Source organism: Pseudoxanthomonas sp. OG2, from assembly GCF_014192765.1.
GTDB classification, from domain to species: domain Bacteria; phylum Pseudomonadota; class Gammaproteobacteria; order Xanthomonadales; family Xanthomonadaceae; genus Pseudoxanthomonas_A; species Pseudoxanthomonas_A beigongshangi.
In genome coordinates this window covers 1,866,212-1,891,346 of record NZ_JACHYM010000001.1, presented here as the reverse complement: position 1 = coordinate 1,891,346, position 25,135 = coordinate 1,866,212, and the positions used below count along the sequence as shown (strand labels likewise).

Sequence of the window (25,135 nt, the reverse complement as noted above, 5' to 3'; positions counted from 1 at the left end):
CTATCGCGCTGGTCCTTATCAGAAACGATACGTCGCTGACACGGTGAAGTAGCGCCCGTAGACGTCGTCGACCGCTATGTTGTAGCCGCCGGTGTAGTAACGATAGTCCACGGGACGTCTGTCAAGCAGGTTGTTGATGCCGAGCGAATATGACCAGCCTTCCGGGCTTGAATAGCGGGCATTGAGTCCAAAAAGCGTCGCCGCCGGATTGGCGCACTTGCCGGCATCGCGATTGGCCTCGGGGCAAGCCTGTCCGGCGGAATAGGCGTACGAGGCGCCGAAATGGCGCATGGTCAAAGTCGTCGTCCAATTGCCATGTTGCCATCGCACGTCGCCCAGCAAGGTCAGCTTGGGCGTGTCATGGCCGGCGCGCTCGACCGCTTTGGGCTCGATGATGCTCGACGTGGCATATCGACTGAGATAGTGGGCCGCCAGGCGGAAGCTGATCTCTCCCAGTTCGTCGTTTCTCAGCAGATAACTTGATTCGAACTCCCAACCTCGGGTTTTGGACTTGCCGATATTGGCCAGGTACCTGTTGGCGCGATAGAGCACGCCGTTGGCGTCGCGAACCAGGCCATCCGGGAAAAGAGATGGGTAGCGATAAGCATCGGCAATACCGAACTCATCGGTGCGCGATACACGGTAGGTGTCCAGGGTTGCGCGGAATGCCGGTGTCGGAGTCCAGGCCACGCCGAGGGTCAGGCTGCGAGAGAACTCCGCGCGCAGACGAGGATTGTCGCTCACGCCATACTCGACCCGGCATCGATCCGGACCTACCTGGACGCACGGCAGCAACTGTGGAGTGATGCGCATGTACAGGATTTCGATCGCCTCTTCGAAGGGCACACGTGCATCGTTGAGACTGGGCGCCCGATAGCCTTGCCCGAAGCTGCCACGGACAAGAAAGGACTGGCTTGGGTTCCACTTGAATCCGAACCGGGGAGACGTATTGGACCGAAACCCCCGGTGATGATCGAGACGGGCGGCCAGATCGACCTGTAGCGTCCGATGCAGCGGTAGATCGAGTTCGGCGAAAATGGCGGAATCGCGACCACGAAGATCGTACGGTTCAATGACGGCCGGGCCAAATGAAATGCTGTTGTTGATCTGCAAGGGATCCGGATTACTCCGTCGCCGGGCGGAATGAATCGCCATCCCCACCACAACCTGCGCGGTCGCACCAAAGGCATCGAACAATGGGCGGTTCGAGGTGGCTTCCAGCGTGTCCACTGAATAGTATCCGGTCGGCCGGATGGAGGCTCTCATCTCGTTCATGACATCCGTATTGTCCGACCCGTCGATACGGATACGATTGACGTTCTCCCTCACCTTGGCCACAAGGAAAACGTTATCGATGGCGCTACGAACCCGACTCTCGCTGCGGGAAAGCGCGACGTTCCAGTTCCATCCGCCTGCCAGCCCTTCGAGGCCGATCGATACGTGATTTAGGATATTCGTGCTGTGGTTCCGGGGAGATCCGAATTCATAGAAGGGGTAATAGACATCCGCGTCCGGGATGGGAGCCTTTGCATAGTCCGGGTGAGAGGGAGTCATGGGAAAAAAGCCTCGGCTCGGCGAATACTGCAGCGTCTGCTCGCTCAGGCCATGCAATCCGGAGAAGTACAGTGAGAATGAACTGCTCAGCTCCTGATCCCATCGGACAAGCAGGGATCTGTTACGCAAGCCGGGCTGCAAGGTTCGATACCTCGCGGAGTCGAAACGACAATAGGGGGAATCCGGATTCTCCCCTGCTGCCTGGCACTGAGGAAGCGAAAGTAAAGGCTTGTCATCCCAGGTCGCGAACCCGAGGAATGGGCGATCGTCCGCTAGTCCAACCCGGGAGCGGTCATTTGTATGCCATCCGCGCCGGTCACCACCGAGTTCGTCTTGCGAAGAAGTCGTCGCCGCAAGCAGTAGATTTCCGCCTGATCCTGTCCGCGTTCCAAAGATCATGGAGGTTTGGCGAAACTGGGCATCCGCCTGCTGCGAGGTACCGAACCGCGTGGAAATCTCGCCTCCCTCATGATCTTTCTTCAGGATGATATTGATCGTGCCCGCCATAGCGTCCGCGCCATAGATCGCGGAAGCGCCACCGCGCAGGATCTCGATGCGATCAACGAAACTCAAGGGAATGCTGTTCAGATCGATCAAGCCACCAAGATCGCTGGATGCGAGCCCGAAGGGGGCAATACGCTTTCCGTCCAGCAAATAGAGTGTTGCGCGCGGTCCGAGAGAATAGAGGCTGGCGCCCGAGGCAACCACCGTCGGGTAGTACCGTCCTTCGCTGGCCACCGTCATGGGGTGGTGACTCACCAGGCCGGGGCGCTCACTCAGCAAGTCGTGCAGCGTTTGTCGTCCACTGCGTTCGATTTCGTCCGCGGTTATTACGGTCACGGGGACGGACAATTCCAGGGAAGATTTCGGAATGTGCGTGCCGGTGACGTCGACGGTAGCGAGCCCGGTCACGCTGACTTCAGAGGTGGTTTCCGTCTGTCTGGAAAGGACGCTGGCGACGCGGACCTGATTCTTCACGCTCCGCAGAAGGTAGGTGTTGGAATTCACCGAAACCGCGGTCAGGCCATGCTCCGCCAGCAGTCGGGCCAGACCGACTGCAATCGTATGGTCTCCCCGCAAACCGGGGCTATGCTTGCCACGCACCAGCATGGGTGAGTAAAGCAACTGGATATTTGATTGATTGGCAAAAGCCTGCAGGGCTTCGTCCAGCGTACCCGGGACGATTTCGTACCGGGATGACGCGGGAGAGACCCTCGGCCCCGCGCAAGCGTTTTGCGTGGCGATGGCCAGGAACGTCAGAACGAATAGGCACGCCAGTCGGCGTCTGAGGGATTCGCGATACACAGTCATCACGCGGTGTTTTCCGCAAGACTGATCGGCATGGTCGACCGTGCTCCCCAGCACCTACTGCTTCGTTGTGGACAGTTCGATCCGATTTCCGGCGACGGGCTTCGCCTGCAGGCCCCAGCCCTGGCGCAAGGTGGCGAGCAATCCCGATTGGTCGCCGGCATTGAATACGCCGCTGACCCGGATCTCTCCGATTTCACTCTCGGAGAGAATCAATTGTTCATGAGAGTACCGATTGAACACCACGATCAAATCGGCCAGGCGTTCTTCCTTGAATACCAGTCGTCCCCGTGTCCAGCTCTCCGCGACACTGCCATCAATGCTTTGGGGGGATCCCAGCTTGCCATCCGCGTCATAGGCCAGTTGTTGCAACGGATGTAATTCGATGGCGTGACCGGGTTGACTTCCGTTTGCATCCACGATGACGCGCCCCTCCAACAGGGCGACGACCGTGTTCCCATCCTGCCGTTCCACCTGGAAGACGGTGCCCAGTGCCCGGACGCTGCCGACTCCCGAGGTCACCACGAACGGTCGATTGCCATCATGCGCGACGCTCGCCTGCATACGACCCCTGAGCAGAACGACGTGGCGCTGCGATTGTCCGTAAGCCACCTGAACGAGCGTGTTGGTATCCAGAACCAACGCAGATCCATCCGGGAGATCGACTCGGCGCTGCTTCCCTATCTCCGTTGCATACTCGGTGGGCTGGGCGTTCCGGAAATCAGCGAGCAGCCAGAGCGCCGCGCTCACGGCCAACATCAGGACGGCGGCCCAGGCCAGGGGACGATGCCAGGTACGCCTGCGTCGCGCGGTCGGTATGCGGGTGGTCGGGCGCGGATCCGCGCCCTGCAGCGTCGCATCCGCGCGTAATGCCCCGGCCAACTGGTGAATGCGTTCAACCTCGGCGTAATCGAGCGCATTCCGGGGGGACATGGCTAGCCAGCCCTCGAAGGCGGCGTGGTCGGACGCGCTGCATTCGGGTGATAGCAAGCGTGCCAGCCAACCTTCAGCCGAATCGGGAAAACCCTGGAGAGGAGGTGTCGCGGTGTTCATGGGAGCTCTCCTGGTGCGCCCATGGGGCGCGTTTGAATGGAGAGCTGCTTCCTGAGTGAGGTCAGTGCTTTCCCCATGTGCTTCTCGACCGCTTTGACGGAGATGCCGCAATGCTTGGAGATTTGACTGTAGCTCATCCCTTCGATGCGGTTAAGCAAGTAGATTTCCCGACAGCGTTCCGGAAGGAGACTGATGGCCGCGCGTACCCGTGCCAGCTCTTCCCGGTTTTCCGCCCATTGCTCCGGCCGCGGCATCTCGTCCTGGATGTCGTGCGCCTGGAGATCCATATCGGACAAGGATGTCTGATGCATGCCGGATTGCCGCCGCCGGGAATCGTGGAGCGCGTTGAGTGCAATCCGGTAGAGCAGCGGTCTCAGGGCTTCGACCGGCAAGTCGCGATAGCGTGTCAGCTTGTAGAGGCTTTCCTGCGCGATGTCCTGGGCGTCGTCGAGCGAGAGCCCCCGGCCACGCAGATAGCTGACCAGCATCGGGCGTTGCTCGCCCAGAAATCGTTCGAAGACCTGATGGCTGATCCCCGCGTCCAAAGTGGCACTCATTGGCCCCCGCTCGCAGAAGGAAGTCGCCTTTGTGACTGATTTTAACCAGCCTCAAAAGTAATTTCACTACCTCCAGGGACCGTGACGAGCTACGGCCGGGCCTTGTCCACACGCGGTTTCAAGGCGAACAGGACCCGTTGACGAGGCGTTGATGGATGCTTGCTGGATAGAGGTAATCACTCCTCGTGCCGGCCCCGTTTCTAGACGTCTGTCTCCTTCTGTGGCCTGCGCTGGGTGGGGGGGTAGGGAGGTGCGGGGTGTTTTGCGTTTCCTGGGGGAAAGGAGGAAAGGGGCAAAGCCAGCTTCCAGAAGCCGGAAGGTGCATGGACAAGAACCCTGTGACCCGGGGGCGCGAGGCCGTTCGCGAGGTGATTGCCAGAGGGGGACTGGAGAGACGCGCCGTGAAGGGCCACCACGCGGGCTGGATTGTGAGTATCGATCACAAAGCGTGATATCCGACACGATTCTTCGTGTGCCTCCCCTCGGGGTTGCAAGTGCATGAGGCCATTCGAATTCTTGGGGCGTTGCTGCCTCGGAGATTGCGGCGCTTCGTGAAGGATCGTGCGTCGTGGCGGTACGGAAGCCGATGGGGATGGGGCCGCGTGCCGGCAGTGTGCCGCAAGTGATGTAGAGCAAGGCACGGTTGTTGCATGCGCCACGGGGTCATTGCCTGAGCCTCAGGCACCAGACCGGATAGCGCAGGTCCAGGCTGTGCAGAAGGGACGATGTGCGCGCGAAAACCCGGCCTGTCGTTATCCACGGAGGTAGGGAGGGAGGCTTGATCTTGCGTTTCTACGGGGAACCATGATTCGGGGCGGAGACGATGGAAGACATGGCGGCGCGCATACGTATCGCGCGCCTGCGGGCGGAAATGACGCAGAGTCAGTTGGCAGGCCGGATCGGGGTGACGCGTAGCGCGGTTGCAAACTGGGAAATCAGCACGCGCCCAAAACCCAATGTCGCGAACCTGGTTTCAATCGCGATTGAAACGAATGTTTCGTTCGAGTGGCTGGCGCTCGGGCGGGGGGACATCGAACTCAAGGTGTGAGTGATCGGGCAACGTAGCGGTCATCGAGAGCCTAGGGGGATTCACGGCATTTCCGTGTTCGGGGTGACTGCGACTTCCTTGTGCGTCCTGACATTTGGCTGACGGGGATGGCTTCGTATCCGATTTTCGATTTTTTTCATGGTGGGACGCCTGTGTGGCGTATCGCAGGCGTGTGATGGTTTGGACGCCAAGTTTGGGGGTCGTTCTGCGTGTCGCCTGATTCCAGATTCATGATGTGGCCGCGCCGCATTTCATTCTGCACGCTCGCGGGTTGGCTTGTGCTTGCCGCCACGTCTTCGCTTGCACAAACCGCGAGCAATACGGTTACGGTTTCCCCGCCGACGGGTGTGATTGATCCCGTGTGCGAGGTTGGGAATCCGCTTTGCAACAGCGCGACGGATACCGACACGGTCCTGTATGGGGTCACCCTGGGCAAGCAATGGTCCGGCGGAGTGGCCGGCAATGCGGTCGCATTGACCATTGGCGGCACGGGGGTCGTCAACGCGACTGCCGGCAGCTCCAGTGCGCCCGGTACGACCACCCATGCGACGGCCGGTGTGCCGGGCGGTACTTCGATTACCCTCACGGAAGCCTTCTCCGTCGGCGACGTGGCCGGCTATGTGGTCACGCTGAGTTGCAATGGCGCGTCCGTGCCGGTGACTGTCGATACCAGCACCCAAGTCGCGACGGCGACATTTACCACGCCAGCCACCGGCGCCGTCGTCTGCGAGTACACGAATACCGCGCTGAGCCAGACCCTGACGAAAGCGCTGACCAGCAACGCCGACGGCGACAACAGCGGCACGGTGAGCCTCGGGGATGTGCTGACCTATACGGTCACCGTGACCAACACCAGCACCACCGGCAACCTGGCCAACGTGGTGGTGAGTGATAGCAAGATCACACCTGGTTCGACGACCTGCGCCAGCGTGGCGCCGGGGGCGACCTGCGTGCTGGCGGGTACCTATCTCGTGACCGCGGCAGACGTGGCGGCGGGCAGCATCAGCAACACCGCGACCGCGACCAGCCCGGTCTGCCCGGTGGGCAGCGCGGATCCGGCGTGCACCCGTACCGTGGTGACCCCGGCGGCGCCGCTAAGCCAGACATTGACGAAGGCGTTGACCCACCATGCCGATGGCGACAACAGCGGCACGGTGAGCTTGGGGGACGTGCTGACCTATACGGTCACCGTGACCAACATCGGCACCACCGGCAACCTGACGAACGTGGTGGTGAGCGACAGCAGGATCACGCCCGGTTCGGCGACCTGCGCCAGCGTGGCGCCGGCGGCGACCTGCGTGCTGGTGGGCACCTATGTTGTGACCGCGGCGGACGTGGCGGCGGGCAACATCCGCAATACGGCGACGGTGACCAGCCCGGTCTGCGCGGTGGGCAGCACCGGACCGGCGTGTTCCACGACCGTGGATACGCCTACCGCACATCGGGTCATTGATGCCGTGGACGACGCCTATACGGGGATCAGTGGTGCGGCAGGTAACACCAATGTGGGCAACGCCTACACCGGGAACGACACGCTGAACAACAAGCCCGTGAACCCGACCGACATCGTTGGCGCGGTGACGACGCCGGCAACGCCAATCAACGGGGGGCCGGTGCCGGTACTGGACGCGGCCACTGGCGTGGTGAGCGTGCCGGCGGGCACACCGGCGGGGAGTTATACGATCGCTTACCGGATCTGCGAGAGGGTGGATCCGACGAACTGTGACACGGCGACCATCACGGTAACGGTTACTGCGCCGGCAATCGACGCGGTGGATGACATTTCGCCGTCGATCAACGGCAGCACGGGAGGCACGACGCCATCGGTGCTGACCAACGACATGCTGAACGGTCAGCCGGTGGATCCGTCCGAGGTGACGCTGACACCGGGGGCCGGTCCGAACCCGGGCCTGACGATGAATCCGGACGGCACGATCACGGCGGCGCCAGGGACACCGGCGGATACGTACACGTATCCCTACCAGATCTGCGAAGTGGCCAATCCGACCAACTGCGACAGCGCCAATGCCACCGTGATAGTGGGGGCGGCTCCCATCGTGGCCAACGATGACACGTACACCGGCATCAATGGCGCGACGGGCAACGCCAACGCGGGCAACGCATACACCAATGACACGCTGAACGGCCAACCGATCACGGATGTGTTCGCGATCACGGGTGCGGTACTGACGCCGGCGACGCCGATCAACGGCGGCCCCGTGCCGGTGCTGGATCCGACAACGGGCGTGGTAGGCGTGCCGGCAGGAACGCCAGCGGGAAGCTACACCATCACGTATCAGATCTGCGAGCGGCTGAATGCGACCAACTGCGACCCGGCCACCATTACGGTGACCGTGGTTGCGCCAGTCATCAATGCCGTGGATGACACGTCGGAACCGATCAACACCGGGGCAGGCGGTATCACGCCCAGCGTGCTGATCAACGACACGCTGAATGGAAGTCCAGTCGCGCCCGTTGCCGTTACCGTGGTTCCAGGCGCCAACCCGCACCCGGGCCTGACGATGAACCCGGATGGCACCATCGCCGTGACGCCGGGCACGCCGTCGGGCACCTACTCCTATCCATACACGATCTGCGAAAGGCTCAATCCGACCAACTGCGATACGGCGGTGGCCACGGTGACCGTCATTGGCCAGGCGCAGCTGCGCCTGGTGAAGACGGCCGGGGTTCGGGAAGCCAAGGTCGGCGATCTGGTCCGCTACACCCTTACGGCCGAGAACGTGGGCGATGCCGATCTGATCAACGGCTATCTCATTGATACGGCACCGGCAGGTTTCACCTACGTGGAAGGCTCGCTGTCGGTGGTTGATGGCGACAACGCAGGTGCCGTGTCCGGCCAGCACCCGATCCGCTTCGGCGGCCTGGATGTCCGGGCCGGCCAAACCGCAACCCTGGTCTACCTGATGCGAGTCGGCGCGGGCGTCCGTCCGGGTACCCAGGTCAACCAGGCGCAGGGCTACTCGCCGACGAATCGCCCCATCTCCAACGTGGTGGCGGCCGAAGTCGCCTTGGTCGCGGATCCGCTGGTGGATAACAGCCTGATCCTCGGCACGGTGTTCGACGATCGCGATGGTGATGGTTGGCAGGACAGCGCGACGATGAGCGGAATCCGCGTGCGGGGCGGCTTCAGCCGGTCGGCCTACGTGCCCAATTCGACCACGATCGATCGCGGCACGGGGCCGCAGCCCGAGCCGGATGCGAGCTCGCCGATGCTGCACGGCATCGCGGTGGACACGATCGGTGGCCGCCAGTCGGTGGCCGATCCGGAGCACGCGCATCAGGTGGTGATCCGGCAGACGCTCCGCTCACCGGACTTCACCGACGACTTCGTGCTGACCAACGCGCAGGGTGTGACCGTGCGCATGGACAAGGCCGGCAACACCACGGTCGAAAAGTCCGGTGAAGCCGCCAAGGGCCTGAATGCGGCTGCGCCGAAGGTCGAGCGCAGGATCGCGCAGGACGAGAGCGGCTATGTGGTGGACTACACCATCTCGAATGCCGGCATCGACGAACGCGGCATTCCGGGTGTGCGCATCGCGTCGGTGGAAGGCCTGGTGATCGAGACCGATCAGTTCGGGCGCTATCACCTTCCGGATACCTTCGGTGGTGCCGACCGCGGCCGTAACTTCATCCTGAAGGTGGATCCGTCCACGCTGCCGGCCGGTGCCGGGTTCACCACCGACAATCCGCTGCTGCGCCGCCTGGTGCCGGGCTTGCCGGTTCGCTTCGACTTCGGCGTGAAGTTGCCGGTGGAAGAGATTCCCGGTGGCAGCGAGCAGATCGAGCTGGAGATGGGCCAGGTGTTCTTCGCCCCGGGCAGCGCCGAGGTGCGGGCCGAATACCTGCCCGCCATCGACAAGATGGCCGACATGGTCGAGCGGTACCACGGCGGCGAAGTGATCATCGCCGCCAATGGCGAAACCGACGCGCTGGCGTTCGACCGGGCCACGGCAGTGAAGGCCGCCTTGATGGGCAGGCTCAGCGTCGAATCGGCCAAGGCATTGCAGGTCAGCGTCCGCACCAACGTCGATGATCCGGACTCGCTGCTGGTCGGTGTGGGGGATGGCGGCACCCTGCTGGGCACCGTGCTGTTCGACACCGACAAGTCGTTGATCCGGCCCGAGTTCGAGCCACTGTTGGACAAGGTCGCGGCGGCGCTGGAAAAGATGGGAAGCGGCCAGATTGGCATCGTCGGTCATACCGACGTTCGCGCCTCGCGCGAATACAACATCGCGCTGGGCCAGCGTCGGTCCAGGGCAGTGTACGAGGCATTGGCAAAACGCCTGAGCCCGGAGGTGCGAGCAAAGGTCCGTGTGGAAGTGAATGACGATCCGGCCGCCGCTGTCGGCGCGAAGCGGAAGTAGGGGGCGCGGATCATGAAGATGAGAATGAAACTGCTCGACTACACGCTGACCGGAATCCTGGCGGGCATGGCGCCGCTTGCGGGCGCGCAGGAAGCGGACTCCCGGGCGCAGGCGCAGCAGGGCGCGGCGGAAGGAATGGCCCGACCGCTCGACTGCACCGATGAATCCTGCACTTCGCAGGACGGCCTGTTGTTTCGTCTGCGGACCCGCAGTTACGACAAACCGATTACCCGGGATACCGACAAGCAATCCTCATCGATGGAACTGCAGCCGGATCGCCGCGTCACCGTGGCGACCGAGCAGCCGGGCGAGGCGGTTGCCTCAGGAAAGTTCTCGGTTCAGCTGCCCGCTGGCGGTGCGATCTGGGCGACCGAAGACCCGACGCTGGGCAATCCCTCGCTGACCGTCTCGGCGCCGTCGCTGGTGCCGTTCGACGGCCAGGCAATCGTCAAACCGGTGCAGTTCTATGTGCGCAGCAACTACTCGGCGTTCGTGCAGCGTTATGAGCTGTACGTGTACCGAGCAGCCGACGCGGATCTGATCGAACCCATCGCCATGTTGCCGCTGAAGGTCGGCAACCTCGCCAGCACCGAGTGGGATGGCAAGCTGCCAGAGAAGTACCCGTTCCGCCAGGGGGACGAGCTGGTTTACGTGCTGCGCGCATACGACGCCCGGGGCAACTTCGACGAGACGTACCCGAACAGGTTCCAGCTGGTCAAGCCGGAGGAATTCGAGCGCGGCGCCAACCTGCTGCGTGACAGCAGCCAGAAAACCCTGGGCAGGTCGCTTGGCATCGAACAGGCCCAGACCCTGCGACTCATCGATGCGGCGTTCGCGCAGAACGGCCTGCGCCAGCAGAACATCCCCTTGCACGGTTCGCGCATCCGCATCCAGGGTCGCAACCTGCCCGGCCAGGCACAGCTGTGGATCAATGGCGAAAGCTATCCGGTCGACATGGAACGCAAGTTCGTCGCCGAGTATCTGGTGCCGGTGGGCAAGCACAGCTTCGATATCTCCGTTGGGGGGGATCCCGCCAGCGACAGGGAAACGCGCGATGCCAGGGATGGCGTCGCCTCCCACGTGCTGAACGTGGACGTGACCGGAAAGTACTTCTTTGGCGTGGGCCTGGCCGACGTGACCTTCGCGGAGAACAAGGTCAGCGGTTCGTCGGCGACATCCTTCGCCGACGTGCGTTACGACGACGACGTCATTAGCGACGGTCGTCTGGCGTTCTACGGCAAGGCCAAGTTGCGGGGCAAGTACCTGGTCACCGCGCAGGCGGACACCACCGAGAAGGACCTCGAGCACCTGTTCGATGGTTTCGGGCAGGCGTACCTGCAGGACATCTTCCGTCGCCTCGACCCGGATCTTTACTACCCGGTATATGGCGACGATTCCACGGTCTACCGCGACGTGGATACCATGGGACGCTTCTACGTGCGAATGGATTGGGACCGGAACCACGCGCTATGGGGCAACTACCAGACCGGCATCACCGGGACCGAGTACGCGCAGTACGTGCGCTCGCTGTATGGCGCGGCACTCGACTGGCGTTCGCGTGGCACCAATCCGTGGGGCGACCCGAAGAGTGAATTGCGCCTGTTCGGCTCCGAGGCGCAGAGCGCGCCCGGGCACAACGAGTTCATCGGCACCGGCGGCAGCCTGTACTACCTGCGCCATACCGACATCCTGCCCGGATCGGACGTGGTGGTACTGGAGGTGCGGGATCCGACCACCGGCCGCGTCGAGCACCGCGCCACGCTGACCCGTGGCGCCGACTACGAAATCGACGAACTGCAGGGCCGCGTCCTGCTGACCCGGCCGTTGTCGCAGATCACCCGCGACAACGTGCCCACGCTGACGCGCGACACTCCGCTGGACGGGTTCGAGCAGCGCCTGCTGGTGGACTACGAGTGGATGCCGTCCGGGTTCGATCCGGACGACGTTGCCGCCGGCCTGCGCGGCAAGCAATGGTTCGGCGACCACATCGCCGTCGGTGCCACCTACGTGGACGAGAACCGCGCCGGCGAAGACTACACCCTTGCCGGTGGCGACCTGACCCTGCAGGCGGGCAAAGGCACCTACCTCAAGGCGGAGTACACGCAGACCGAGTCGTCCGCAGCGCCGATATTCTTCTCCGACAATGGCGGCCTCAGCTTCAGCCGGATCAACGATATGGCGGGTCGCCGCGAAGGTGACGCCAGGGCGATCGAAGCGCGGGCCAACCTGAAGGAGCTGGGATGGACCGAACAGGATTGGAGCACGGGCGCCTGGTGGCGCCGGGTCGGCGCCGGATACTCGACGGGCCGCTACGGAAGTGGCGAAGAGATGACCGAATACGGCGCCGAAGTGCTGGGGCAGTTCACCCCCAGTGTCGGTGTCTATGCGCGCTTCAGCAAGGCCGAACGCGGCGATGAAAGCCTGACCCAGGCACAGCTGACCGGCGAATGGCGCATCGAAGAAGCCCGCATGCTCAGTGGCGAACTGCGTCGCGTCGAGGAACAGCGCATGGGCGGCGATGTCGTCGGCACGCTGGCCGCGCTTAAGTACACCCAGCGACTGGGGACAAGCGTTGATCTGTACGGGCAGGCCCAGCTCACGGTGGACGACGATGGCGGCCGTTATGCCGACAACGATCTGTATACATTGGGTGCCAAGTACCTGTTCAACGACCTGTCCAGCGTGGGCGTGGAGGCCAGCAGCGGCGATCGCGGTGATGCGGCCACGGTCAACGCCGAATACCGGCTCGATCCCGAGCACACGATTTACGGAAGCTACACCTACAGCACCGACACCACCGGGTTCGATCCGCTGTTCAACCCCCACCGACAGACGGGCTGGACCCTGGGCCAACGCTGGCGCCTGTCCCATCAAGTCAACCTGTTCAACGAAAGCCAGATGCTCAAGGAGCGTGGTGAGTCGGGGCTGGCGCACACCTTCGGCATGGATTTCTATCCGGCGCTGGGCTGGAATCTGGGCTTCACCCTGATGAAGGGCGAGCTTGCCAACGTGGATGGCGGCCAAGTGCAACGCAGGGCGATCAGCCTGAATGGCGGGCGCACCTCGCCGGATACCGACTGGCAGAGCAAACTCGAATGGCGCCAGGACACCGGCGCCGAGCGGCGTGAGCAGTGGGTCAGCACCCACCGCCTGATCCGGAAGATCAACGACAGCTGGCGCATCGCCGCGCGGCTGAATTATTCGAAGACCACGGACGAGGTGGCTGCGGCAGCAGGCGCGAAGTTCATCGAGGGCAACTTCGGCTTTGCCTACCGTCCGTGGGACAGTGTCCGCTGGGGCTTGTTCGGGCGCTACACCTACCTATACGACCTCGCCACGCTGGGACAGGTGGGCGGCGCCGACTACGACCAGAGAACCCAGGTGGTCTCGCTGGAGGGTACGTACAAAGTGACCGCGCAGTGGGAGTTCGCCGCGAAGGTGGCGCGCCGGGAGGGGGAAGTGCGTCATGGCCGCAATGCCGGCCGCTGGGCCGATTCGACCACGAACTTCGCCGCGGTATCGGCGCGCTACGACCTGGCCGGGCAGTGGCACGCACTGGCGGCGTACCGCTGGCTGGATGTGAAGCGCGGCGGCAGCACGAGCGGCGCGCTGGTCGGACTGGATCGCGATATCGGCAGGAACTTCCGTATCGGCGTGGGCTACAGCTTCACCGGCTTCAGCGACGATCTGACCGACTTCGACAACGATCACAAGGGCTGGTTCATCAACCTGACAGGCAGGTACTGATGCCTGGCAGCGGTTCAGGGCACGAATTCAATGAGCGGAGCAGTCGTCCGGCGGCGCATGCGGAACGAGAAGAAATGAAGAAGAACACAGGGAGTTTCCAGTCTCCGGCGCTTCATCGACGAAATTTCTGGCAGGCAGCGTTCCGCTGTGCGGAATTGCGGCGTCAAAAGGTAATGGGATGGGTTTTCATGGCGGATAAAAACAGCAAATCCATGCGTCTATCCAGGATGTCCTCCCAGGTCACGAGGCTTCTTCTGATTGCACTGGTGTCTGTCTCATGTCGTGCATACGCGGACACCTACACGGTGACCACGCTGGGTGATACGGCGGGATCGTGCACAGGGGCAAGCCCCAGCTTCAGCTGCACAACGCTGCGCGCGGCCATCGATGAGGCCAATGCCACCACGGCAGTGGATGACACCATCGTATTCAGCGTATCCGGTACCATCGTGCTTGCTTCGACGCTTCCTGACGTCACTGACACCTTGGTCATCGATGGAGGCAATGCCGTCAATCTTGCAGGCGGATCCTTCGATACGCTTTCGTTCTACGACGCCGAAGCCGACAACAGCCAGCTTCTGAATATGGGATTCACCGGAACCGCCGATTTCGGCAGTACGGTGCGTGTTGGCGGTGTCTCGAACATGCTGATTCAGGGAAATACGTTCACGATGGGCGTGACAACGGGAAGTGCCATCCTGGTGAGCGACAGCGATAACGTCACCACGAACGGCAACAACATCACGGGCGGTGTCTACAGCATCAACTATTACAATACCGCCAGCTCACCCTATCTTGCGAACCCGGCCTACAACGGCACCATCACCAACAACACGGTGACGGGAGGCTCTTCCGGTATTGCCCTCTTCACGGCTGACAATGTGCGGGTTGATGGCAATAGCATCATCAACAGCACGGGCATCGGCATCCGATTAGGCATGCAGTTCGACGGTTCCTACGGTGCCAGCAACAATACCATCACCAACAACACGGTGACCGGTGGAAACGGTGCTGGCGTATCCGTCACCGGTTACGGTAGCGGAACACAGATGGGCGTATTCAACAACAATCTGATCCAGGGAAACACGATCACTGACAATCGCGGGTCCGGGGTACTGCTTCCCAGTACCGGCTTGGTTCAGACCAATGGCAACGTCGTCACCGGAAACATTATTACAGGTAACCGGGGGGATGGCGTCAACATTACCGGCATCAACGCCGCCGATAACATCGTATACGCCAACACCAACATTTCCGGGAACCTGGGACTGGGTATCGACCTGGCCACCAATGGTGTTACCCCGAACGATGCGGGAGACGCCGACACCGGGCCCAACGGCGTGCAGAACTTTCCAGTGATCAGCGGAATTTCGGGCAACACCGTCAATTTCGTTCTCGACACGGTCGCAAACGCCAACGGCTACCGAATCGACTTCTACAACAACCCGGGCGGTGTGGACCCCACCGGCTACGGCGAGGGCCAGGTCTGGCTGGGGTCGTGCATCGTGGCCAATCCCAGTGCCAATATTCCAAGCAGTTGCGCCGTCGCGGGTGTGGACGCTGCCACCTTGCGCATGACAGCGACCCGCTGCCTGACGGCGGCCTGTAGTTCGGGCGCGACCTCCGAGTTCAGCGGCCCGTCCACCACCAACCTGACCATTACCAAGACCGACGGGCAGGCGACGTACACGAACGGACAAAACCTGATCTACACGATCGTGGCGACCAACAACGGCGCCAACCCGATCAGCGACGCGACCTTCACCGATCCGGTGGTGAGCGGCCTGTCGGCGAACAGCGTCGCCTGCGGCAGCGCTACCCTCGGCTCGCAGTGCCCGACGGCCGCCAATACCACCGTGGCCCTGATGCAGGGCACCGGTATCGTTGTTCCGTTGCTGACCCCTGGCGGCAGCGTTACCTTCACGGTTACAGCGACGGCCACGGCCACGAGTGGCAGCCTGACCAATACGGCTACTCTGGCCGTGCCGACGGGCGTGACCGAGTCGACACCGGCCGACAACACGGCTAGCGACACCGACGTGCAGAGTGGCAGCATTGTCATCGTCAAGGACGCGTTGCCGGACAGTGCTCAGGATTTTTCCTTCACCGCCACCGGCACGGGCCTGGGCAACTTCAGCCTTGACGATGACGCCGACACTGCGTTGCCGAACATGCAGGCCTTCACCGGTCTGGCGGCGGGCGTCTACACCGTGACGGAAACGGCCGTGGCTGGCTGGACCCTGTCCAACCTGGTCTGCGCCGACCCGGATGGCGGCAGCACGGTGAACCCGGGCACAGGCGTGGCCACCATCGATCTGGACGAAGGCGAGACCATCACGTGCACGTATACCAACAGCAAGCACGCCGTCCTGCGTCTGCAGAAGTCCCTGCCCGACGGTCGCTTCAATGTCGCGGATCAATTCACGCTGAGCATCACCGGTGCCGGTGCGCCTGCTCCCGTCACCACCGGCGGCAGCGGCAGTACCGCTACCGGCATGGTGACGGCGGGCTCCGCGGCCATCGGTGCGTCCTATACCCTGTCGGAATCGGCGGCAGCCGGAGCGGATCTGGCGAGCTATGCCACCACGTACAGCTGTACCAATGCAATGTCGGGTGGACAAACCCCTGGCGGCAACGGGACCAGCTTCAGCGTGACGCCGGCAGCAGGGGATGATCTGACCTGCAGCTTCGTCAATACGCGGAATCCGAAGGCGGACTTGTCGGTCACCAAGACCAACACGCCGTCGTCAGGTCCGGGCGACCAAGCCAACGATACGGTAACCAGCGGAACCGCCGCGAACTATACGATCGTGGTGAGCAATGCAGGTCCGGATGCGGCGGATGGCGCGCTCGTGCGAGACACGGCCATCGGTTTGACCTGTACGGCGGTGAGCTGCAGCGGTGCGACGGGTGGGGCCGTGTGTCCGTCGGTGCTGGACGTGAACACCCTGCAGAACACCGGCGTGGCCATTTCCACATTTCCAGCCAATAGCAGCATCACCCTTGTCGTCACGTGCAGCGTGCCGTAGGCGTACTGCGGTGACGCATTGCTCCTCTGCTTCGCCGAAGCATTGACCTTCCATGAACGGACCCTCCGTGCCGGTCACGGGCGGAGGTAGGGAGGTAGGGGTCAGGATGCGTTTAGCTCCTGAGGAAGATGGCGGAGCTAGCGGAACAATGGACATGGCAACGCGTGTGCGCGTGGCGCGTCAGCGTGCGGGGATGACACAAAGCCAATTGGCGGAGCGGATCGGCGTGTCACGCGGAGCAGTCGCCAATTGGGAGGTCAGCGAGCGTCCGAAGCCCCGCGCAAGCCACTTGGTGGACGTGGCGATCACAACAGACGTCTCGATCGAATGGCTGGCGACCGGTCGCGGTGGGATCGCGCTTTCATGAACGACAGGACACGTTCATCCGGAGTGCGGGAGCGGGGCGGCCCGCCAGGCGCGCGAGCATCGGAGCGCAGGAACGACCGGCGACCCATTGGGCGGACGGAAGGCGTTTTTTCTCTGCTTCGGCTAGCGGACAAGCGAGTGAGTATGCGCGCTGCCCTGCTCGGATTCGTATTTCCGTGCCTGGTGGAATCCAGCTGTCCTCCGCTGCCCCCTGGCGCGGGTGGCTTGCAGGATCAGACGGTGACTGGCCACGGCTGTCTGGAAAGCGTCGAGCGCAGGCAAAATGCTCCCGTGGTACCGAGAAGCAGTGCCACGTTTGGTTGAGACACGATGGTCCGGGCCAGCGACTCCCAAGCGGTCCAGCAGTGGTTGGAACCGATTCATGCGGGTCCCGCTCGCGGGGCGCGATCCGGTCCGTTGGACCGGATCGTCTGGTGCATCGACCAGGTCAGCGGGTCGTGTAGCCACCGTTGGCAAAAATGGTCTGTCCGGTAATCCACCAGCCATCGGTGACAAGGAACTTGACGATGGGCGAAATGTCCTGGATGTCGGTCAGGCCGGTCTTGCTGTACTTGCTCAGGGCCGCGGCGGATTTGTGGTAGGCCACCGCGTCAGGCTGTTCTTGCCCATAGAAGAACGAGGTGTCCATCGGGCCGGGGCCGATCGCATTGACCGAGATGCCACGCTCGCCGAATTCTTTCGACGCCGCACGCGTATAGTGTTCGACGGCCGCTTTGCTGCCCGGGTATATCGCATAGAACGGCGTGTATGCCGCCAGCAATGAACTGACAATCGTGACGATGTTTCCGCCGTCGGTGAGGTTTCGTCCGGCTTGCTGGATGAAGAAGAACGCAGCCTTGGCGTTGGCGTCGAAGCTCTTGTCATAGTCCGCTTCTGTGATTTCCAGGATCGGCTTCTTGATCACAACGCCAGCGGTATTGATTGCGATATCGACCTGTCCGAAATGCGCCTTGGCCTGTTCGAACAGCTTGGCGTTGTTCTCGACCACGGCCAGGTTGCCCTGGAACAGGGTTGCATCCGCGCCCTTGGCCCGGAGTTCTGCGGCGGTTCTTTCGGCGTCGGATCTCGACGAGTCGCTGTTGTAGTGGATGGCAATGCCGCGAGCGCCAGCGTCGACGAACTGGTGCGCCACGAGGGCGCCAAGGTTCTTGCCGCCGCCCGCGATCACCGCAACTTTGTTCTTCAGCGAACGCTCAGTCATGGGGCTCTCCTCGGGTTGTAGGACGTGCTGTGAAAGATGCATCTGCGGCGGCTGGTCAGATACCTGATGGAGCCGGCCTCCGCCAGAAAATCCTAATCGGGCGAAATCAGAAAATGTGCGTGCGATCGCTTTTTGTGATTGATAATCACAGGGCTGCGGGTGGCAGTGATTTTTGGGCGGCATGGATGTTGCCCGTCTACGGCCGAACGGCATGACATGTGAATGCGAGAAGCTTTTGCATCCTGAATCGTCCTGCGGTGCGGGCAGGGCCGCTGTAAAACGGTCGTGCCAGTAGGGACACCGCCCGGCCAACGGGTCAGCGTCCCCTGGATTGCTGTTTGAACCGATGACAAGCCAGGCAGCCCTGGAATCGATCTGCATCAGACGGGAAACTCGCGGTCCAGGATGGGAGCCCTCGAACCGAATCCATAGCGGAATCAACTCGGACGTCCTGCAATGACTATGGATGCCACAGGACAAGCGGATTTTCCGGGGCCATCAGCAGCGGTATCCGAGCACGGTCGATTTCCAGCCCTCTGCTTCGTCGTCAAATACACCCCTGTTCAAAGGAACTCCCATGAAGTACCTCGGCCTGGCCTATTTCTCCCCCGAAAAGTTCGCCGCAATGAGTCCAGACGAAGTGGAAGCGCTGGAGAGCCAGTGTCCCGCCCTGGACGAAAAGATGCTCGCCACCGGCAAGGTGCGGGTGTCCGCGTCACTGGGCGATACCGGAAGCTGGCGGACGCTTCGTCCGCGTGGCGGCAAGACGCATGTCACCGATGGGCCTTACGCCGAGGCGAAGGAAGTGGTGGGTGGCCTGTTCATCATTGAGGCGGACAGCCCTGAGGAGGCATTGCGCATCGCCTCCATGCACCCGGCCGCCATCTTGGGCGAAGAGGGAGGGTGGGCTGTCGAACTCATCCCCATGGACTTTTATCTGGTTCCGTGAGGGCTTGAACAAAATGCGCTGAAGGTTCCCGGGAGCCAATGCGCGCCTTTCTTGGCCGTTATCCGGCCGGCGACGCCAAGGGAAGCGTGATATGGACGGAGGTTCCCCTGACGGGCGGGCATTCGATGCCGGTCTCGCTACCGCGTCCGCGTACGGATGAATCCGGCGTTGCGGATGCTTGCCGTTGCTTCTCGCCTTCCCGGACGGCCTGCTCGCGACGCCAATGGCGTGAGTCACTGAGCACTTCATCGGTGGCCCGCACCACGCATGTCACCTGGCCTCTGTCTCCCAACCTTCTACCGTCCGCCCGTCTTGCGCTTGGCGAGGGTTTCGACCGACGCGCGCTTCACCAGTTGATGCGGGACGACATGGTTGACCAGGGTGCGCGCCGAGGTATTCGGGCGCCGGATTTCACGCAGCAGGATGTCGATGGCCGCATCGGACATCGAGGCGACCGGCTGGTGGACGGTGGTCAGTTCGGGCCAGACCATCGTCGCCGCCGAGGTGTCGTCGAAGCCAACCACGGAGAGATCGCGCGGCACGTCCAGGCCGCGGCGGTGGGCGACGGAGACCACCGCGGAAGCCATGTCGTCATTGCTGGCGAAGATGGCGGTCGGCGGGCGGCGCAGGGACAGCAGGTTCTCCGCCGCTTCCAGGCCCGAGCGGTAGGTGAAATATCCGGGTTGGACCAGTGCCTCGTCGAAGGCGAGGCCGGCCTCGGCCAGGGCTTCCTGGTAGCCGCGCAGGCGATGCGCGCTGGCGGTCTGGTTGGGATCGCCCTTGATGTAGCCGATGCGGGTATGGCCGTGCGCGATCAGGTGCGTGGTCATTTCGTGGCTGGCGCGATGGTCGTCGATGCGCACGCAGGAAATCCGGTCGCTGAAATGCGCCGACGCGATCGCGACGACCGGAATTCCGGCCTGCGCGAACTCGGCGACGATCGCCTTGGACTCGCATAGCGGCGGCGGCAGGATCACGCCCGCCACGCTCTGCGCCAACTGCCGCGCGGCGGCGCGCTGGCCTTCCGCGTCGAGGGTGTCCCAGGTGGCGATCACCAATTGCGCGGCCGCGCGCGCCGAGCCGCGCAAGGCGCCGACCAGCAGCTCGCGCAGGTAGCTGGAGCTGGGGTTGGTGTAGATCAGCGCGATGCAGGTGTGCTGCGCTGCGGCCAGCGCGCTGGCGGCCAGGTTGGGCCGATAGCCGAGTTCGCGCACGCTGCGCATCACCCGTTCGCGATTGGCGTCGCGAACGCCTTCGTGGCCATTGATCACGCGGGACACGGTCATCGGCGAGACGCCGGCGTGCGCGGCGACTTCGTCGATGGTGATGGCCCGTCCCTTGCGGCGGACCGACTTGCTGGTCTTGTTCATGCGGGAATTCATCCGGTCATTCTGCGTGGTTCAGGCGGGCTGCGGGCGGGAAACCTCCATTACACGCGCAGTCCCGTGGCTGGAATCGTTTCCATCACGGTTCCTCCCAACGTACTCGGCGCGGTGTTTCGGGGACTTTGCGTCGATTTGCTGCGCTGCATGGTGACAAGGACGAAGAGGCGTGATTAGTCTGCGGCCCAACGTAATGGTAGCGCTACCACTCGACTGCTGCACAGCCCGGTCAATGGCCTGCCCCTCCATCGCGCACTAGTCGTCCAAACACGTTTTGAAGCCGGAATACCAGGTCGTGCGTCCTCGGACGCCGCGCCCGGTTCCGGTCTGGAAATAACGGGCCATGCCCGTGGGCGCCCTTGGGAGGGCGATACATCCATTGATCGTGAAAGGGGAGATCCATGAACGCGTGCAGTTTCCGTGCAACTCCAGACCTGAGGGCAAGTTCATGAGCCGGAAGTTGGCGAGATTCAAATCGAAGGCCATGTTCACCTTCGTGGGGGGCGTGCTGGTCATCAACCCCGCGTTCGGCCAGGACGCCGCCACGCAGGCCACGCCTGCGGACACCACCCAGCAATCCACGTCGCAGGCGACCGACCAGGCCAAGACCCTGGACACGGTCGTGGTCAGCGGCATCCGCAGCAGTCTGGATCAGTCGATGGGGATGAAGCGCGACGCCATCGGCGTCGTCGATGGCGTCACCGCCGAGGACATCGGCAAGTTCCCGGACACCAACCTGGCCGAGTCCCTGCAGCGCATCACCGGTATCTCGATCGAGCGCCGCGACGGCGAGGGCGCGCAGATCACCGCGCGTGGCTTCGGCCCGCAGTTCAACATGGTGACCCTCAACGGTCGCCAGATCCCCGGCGCCGACGCGTTCGGCGCGCCGGGCCAGATCCCGATCGGCGGCGTGGACGGCGGCACCCGCGCGTTCAATTTCGCCCAATTGGCCTCCGAGGCGATCAGCGCGCTGGAGGTCTTCAAGACCGGCCAGGCCACCGTGCCCAGCGGCGGCATCGGCGCGACCATCAACATCCAGACCGATCGGCCGTTCAACCACACCGGCGTGGTCGCCAGCGCCGGCGCCAAGGCGGTCTACGACGACTCGCAGCCCTTCGACACCGACATGACGCCCGAAGTCTCGGGCATCTTCAGCTACACCAACGACGACAAGACCTGGGGCGTCGGCCTGGCGGCCAGCTACCAGAAGCGCCACGGCGGTTCGGTGCAGGCGACCGAGAACGCCTGGAACATCCAGCGCTGGACCGGCACCGATCCGGCGCTGCGCGCCGGCGCGGAGGTGGTCAACGCGCCGGCCATCGGCCAGCTCTACGCGATGCCGAACGACCTGCGCTACGCCTTCGCCGATTTCGAACGCGAGCGCATCAATGGCCAGGCGGTGATCCAGTTCGCGCCGATCGACAGCCTGACCCTGACCCTGGACTACACGTACTCGACCAACGAGATCTCCGAGGATCGCGGTGAGCAGACAATCTGGCTGCAGCGTGCCAACAGCTTCACCCACCTGGCATTCGACACCAACGAGGCCGTCGCCACGCCGGTCTACCTGCGCGACATCGTAGGTGCCAAGGACTTCGGCTACGAGCAGCAGCACAACGAGCAGAAGTACAAGCTGGACTCGCTGGGCTTCAACGCCAAGTGGGACGTCAGCGATCGGTTCCGGCTGAACTTCGACGCCCACAACACCAAGTCCAGCAGCAAGCCGAACGACCCGCTGACCGGTGGCGGCGCGACCTACTTCAGCCTGGCCGGCACCAACAACTGCACGGTCGGTCCGTATTGCGGCGGCAACTGGGCGCAGGAGCTGCGCTTCAACAACGGCCTGCCGCTCGGCGCCCGCACCTGGTATCCGGACGCGGCATCGGCGGTGGCCGGCACCGGCGGCACCCTGAATCCCGACTTCCCGCCCGAGCAACTGGGCTCGCAGGTGCTGCGCATCAACGCGCAGACCCAGGAAACCGAGATCAAGCAGGGCCGGATCGACGGCGAGTTCGATTTCGAGGATGGCCGCTTCCAGTTCGGCGTCGATTCCTCGCGCATGACGATGAGGCGGCGGCAGGCGACCGAGATGTACGCCACGCTCGGCGACTGGGGCGTGGCCAATGCCGGCGACGAACCGGGCCTGACCGATCTGCTGCGGCGGACCAGCATCATCGGCCTGTTCGACGACTACAGCGCCAACGGCGCGGCGCCCGGCGCATGGCGAGGCAACACCAGTGACCTGGCGCGGTGGGCGGCCGGCGAGTACGGGGCGAGCAACCGCTACAACCCGCAACTGGCGGCCGACAACAAGATCGAGGAAAAGACCGATTCGGTCTACCTGCAGCTGGAAATGCAGGGCGAGCTCGGCGGCATGGCCACCCAGACGCGGATTGGCGTGCGCTACGAGCGCACCGATGTCACCTCCACTTCGGCGGTGGCCGTGCCCAACGCGATCGAGTGGTCGGCCAACAACGACTTCCGCATCCTGCGCTCGGACGAGGTGCAGCCGTTCAGCGAGACCAACCGCTACAGCTACCTGCTGCCGAACCTGGACTTCGGGATTGACTTCACCGACACCCTGAAGGGCCGCGCCTCGTTCAGCAAGACGATCGCGCGTCCGCCGTACGGCAACCTGTACGCCGGTCCGAACCCGAACCAGCCGACCGGTTCGGTGCTGGTCAATCCGTCCACGCGCGCTGGCGGCGACGCCCAGAACCCGGCGCTGGAGCCGCTGGAATCGGACAACCTGGACCTGGCGCTGGAGTGGTACTTCGCCGATGCCAGCTACGTGTCGGTGACCTACTGGAACAAGGCGGTCGACAATTTCATCGGCAACACCGTGGTCCGCGAATCGCTGTACGGCCTGACCGACCCGACCTCCGGTCCGGATGCGCAGGCGGCACTGGACTTCCTGCAGAGCCAGGCTTGCGTCACCCAGGTGAGCGGCGCCGGCAACGACGTCGACGCCGCCTGCTCGGCCAACGACACGGCGCTGTTCACGGCCCTGGCCATGCTGCGCAACGCCGGTGCAACCGGTGGCCTGGCCGCCTACGACGGCAGCTCGGCGCAGGTGCTGGAGATGGAGACCGACTACAACCTGGTCGGCGAGGCGGACGATCCGTTGTACCTGTTCGACGTCAACCGGCCGGTCAACCAGAACAAGGCCAAGCTGCGCGGCTGGGAAATCGGCGGCCAGTACTTCCTCGGTGACAGCGGTTTCGGTCTGTTCGCCAACTACACCATCGTCAATGGCGACGTCGGCTTCGACAACACGGTGCTGGACCGCGACCAGTTCGCGCTGCTGGGCCTGAGCGACACCGCCAACCTGATGCTGATGTACGAGAAGTATGGCTGGTCGGTCCGCCTGGCGTGGAACTGGCGCGACGAGTACCTCATCGCGGCGAACCAGAACGGATCCAACCGCAATCCGTACTACGTCGAGGAATACGAGCAGTGGGATCTCAGCGTCAACTACGCGCTGTCGGACCGCTGGTCGCTGGGCTTCGAGGCGATCAACCTGACCGGCGAGGACGTGCGCTGGCACGGCCGCTCGGAGAAGCAGGTAATCAAGCTGGTCGATCAGAGTCCGCGCTACATGCTCGGTGTCCGCTACAAGTTCTAGGGTCCTGCGATACCGCCCTCTCCGGCTATCGTGAAGGATGGGATCGCTGCTCCGGCAGCGATCCCTTTTCACCCACCGGTCGCCCGCCCGGCTTTCGGCGGCGGCCCTTCCAATTCCGGCAGGGACGGTGCATAACTCCGCGCACGCCACCCGGTCCCGAATCACCATGGCACGACACGAACTGCTGAACAACGTCGCCCACAAGGACCTGCGGGTCATCACCCGCTTCGGGCCGGAGTTCGGCGACGATGTCGGCATGGTCACCGCGTTCCCGACCGAGTTCGCCGAATTGCAGCGCGAGTATCCGATTTTCTTCCGTCGCGACCGCAACCGCGACGGCGCCTGGCAGGCGGTCGCCCTGCTGGGCTTCGACGCGCGCGAGAACTTGTTCCTGCGCGATGGCCGCTGGAACGCCACCTACCTGCCGGGCATCGTCGCCAAGGGGCCGTTCCTGATCGGTTTCCAGGAGCGCAGCGTGGAGGGCGAACTCCGGCGCGAACCGGTGATCCATGTCGACCTGGATCATCCGCGCGCCAGTTTCAGCGAAGGCGAAGCGGTGTTCCTGCCGCACGGCGGGCACAGTCCCTACCTGGATCATGTCTCGGCGGTGCTGCGCGGCGTCCGCGACGGCATCGAATCCGGCGCGTCGATGTTTGCCGCGTTCGACGCGCTGGAGCTGATCCAGCCGCTGGACCTGGAATTGCAGCTGGACGACCAGCACCGGGTGAGCCTGGCCGGCCTGCATGGCCTGGATCGGGAACGCCTGGCCGCGCTGGACGCGGGGGCGTTGCACGGGCTCCACCGCGCCGGATATCTGGAAGGGGCGTATCTGATCCAGGCGTCGATGCAGAACCTGCGCCGGTTGATGGCCGAGAAGCAGCGTCGCCTGCGCCAGGCACGGGCAGCCTGA

General features: G+C 63.4%; 13 protein-coding genes. 8 read left to right on the top strand and 5 right to left on the bottom strand.

Translation table 11 applies throughout. The annotated features are described in order from the left end of the window. Positions 1–18: 18 nt before the first annotated feature. Genes FHW78_RS08735 through FHW78_RS08725 form a run of 3 tightly spaced genes read right to left on the bottom strand, consistent with a single transcriptional unit; the run spans position 19 to position 4,472 of the window. Complete coding sequence (locus FHW78_RS08735; RefSeq protein WP_218533433.1) at positions 19–2,865, bottom strand: TonB-dependent receptor; 2,847 nt, start codon at positions 2,863–2,865, stop codon at positions 19–21. A gap of 54 nt (positions 2,866–2,919) precedes the next feature. After that, positions 2,920–3,915: a FecR family protein gene (locus tag FHW78_RS08730; RefSeq protein WP_183639515.1), complete on the bottom strand. Its 996-nt coding sequence runs from the start codon at positions 3,913–3,915 to the stop codon at positions 2,920–2,922. Next, a complete protein-coding gene (locus FHW78_RS08725) occupies positions 3,912–4,472 on the bottom strand; it encodes an RNA polymerase sigma factor (RefSeq protein ID WP_183639514.1) in 561 nt (186 codons plus the stop codon). The genes FHW78_RS08730 and FHW78_RS08725 overlap by 4 nt, the downstream gene beginning before the upstream one ends. An 823-nt stretch (positions 4,473–5,295) precedes the next feature. Here FHW78_RS08725 and FHW78_RS08720 point away from each other — a divergent pair. The 5 genes from FHW78_RS08720 (at position 5,296) to FHW78_RS08700 (ending at position 17,048) form a co-directional block, all read left to right on the top strand. After that, on the top strand, positions 5,296–5,520 hold the full coding sequence (locus FHW78_RS08720) for a helix-turn-helix transcriptional regulator (protein WP_183639513.1): 225 nt from the start codon (positions 5,296–5,298) through the stop codon (positions 5,518–5,520). Between the two features lie 230 nt (positions 5,521–5,750). Beyond that, positions 5,751–9,905: an OmpA family protein gene (locus FHW78_RS08715; protein ID WP_183639512.1), complete on the top strand. Its 4,155-nt coding sequence runs from the start codon at positions 5,751–5,753 to the stop codon at positions 9,903–9,905. An 18-nt stretch (positions 9,906–9,923) separates the two neighbouring features. After that, complete coding sequence (locus tag FHW78_RS08710) at positions 9,924–13,652, top strand: hypothetical protein (RefSeq protein ID WP_221188929.1); 3,729 nt, start codon at positions 9,924–9,926, stop codon at positions 13,650–13,652. Positions 13,653–13,726: 74 nt separating this feature from the next. Beyond that, entirely contained in the window at positions 13,727–16,681 is a 2,955-nt protein-coding gene (locus tag FHW78_RS08705; RefSeq protein ID WP_183639511.1) for a right-handed parallel beta-helix repeat-containing protein, read from the top strand. Positions 16,682–16,835: 154 nt separating this feature from the next. After that, on the top strand, positions 16,836–17,048 hold the full coding sequence (locus FHW78_RS08700; protein ID WP_183639510.1) for a helix-turn-helix transcriptional regulator: 213 nt from the start codon (positions 16,836–16,838) through the stop codon (positions 17,046–17,048). Positions 17,049–17,495: 447 nt separating this feature from the next. Here FHW78_RS08700 and FHW78_RS08695 read toward each other — a convergent pair whose 3' ends face one another. Further along, the gene (locus FHW78_RS08695) at positions 17,496–18,650 is read right to left on the bottom strand and encodes an SDR family oxidoreductase (protein ID WP_343205548.1); all 1,155 of its coding nucleotides are present in this window, start codon (positions 18,648–18,650) and stop codon (positions 17,496–17,498) included. 196 nt (positions 18,651–18,846) lie between these two features. On the opposite strand from FHW78_RS08695, the gene FHW78_RS08690 reads away from it, so the two are divergent. Further along, the gene (locus FHW78_RS08690) at positions 18,847–19,218 is read left to right on the top strand and encodes a YciI family protein (protein WP_183639509.1); all 372 of its coding nucleotides are present in this window, start codon (positions 18,847–18,849) and stop codon (positions 19,216–19,218) included. A 296-nt stretch (positions 19,219–19,514) separates the two neighbouring features. Here FHW78_RS08690 and FHW78_RS08685 read toward each other — a convergent pair whose 3' ends face one another. Then, the gene (locus FHW78_RS08685; protein ID WP_183639508.1) at positions 19,515–20,588 is read right to left on the bottom strand and encodes a LacI family DNA-binding transcriptional regulator; all 1,074 of its coding nucleotides are present in this window, start codon (positions 20,586–20,588) and stop codon (positions 19,515–19,517) included. A gap of 460 nt (positions 20,589–21,048) precedes the next feature. Between FHW78_RS08685 and FHW78_RS08680 the strand changes: the two genes are divergently transcribed. Then, the gene (locus FHW78_RS08680; RefSeq protein WP_183639507.1) at positions 21,049–24,225 is read left to right on the top strand and encodes a TonB-dependent receptor; all 3,177 of its coding nucleotides are present in this window, start codon (positions 21,049–21,051) and stop codon (positions 24,223–24,225) included. 166 nt (positions 24,226–24,391) lie between these two features. Next, a complete protein-coding gene (locus FHW78_RS08675; protein ID WP_141455216.1) occupies positions 24,392–25,135 on the top strand; it encodes a SapC family protein in 744 nt (247 codons plus the stop codon).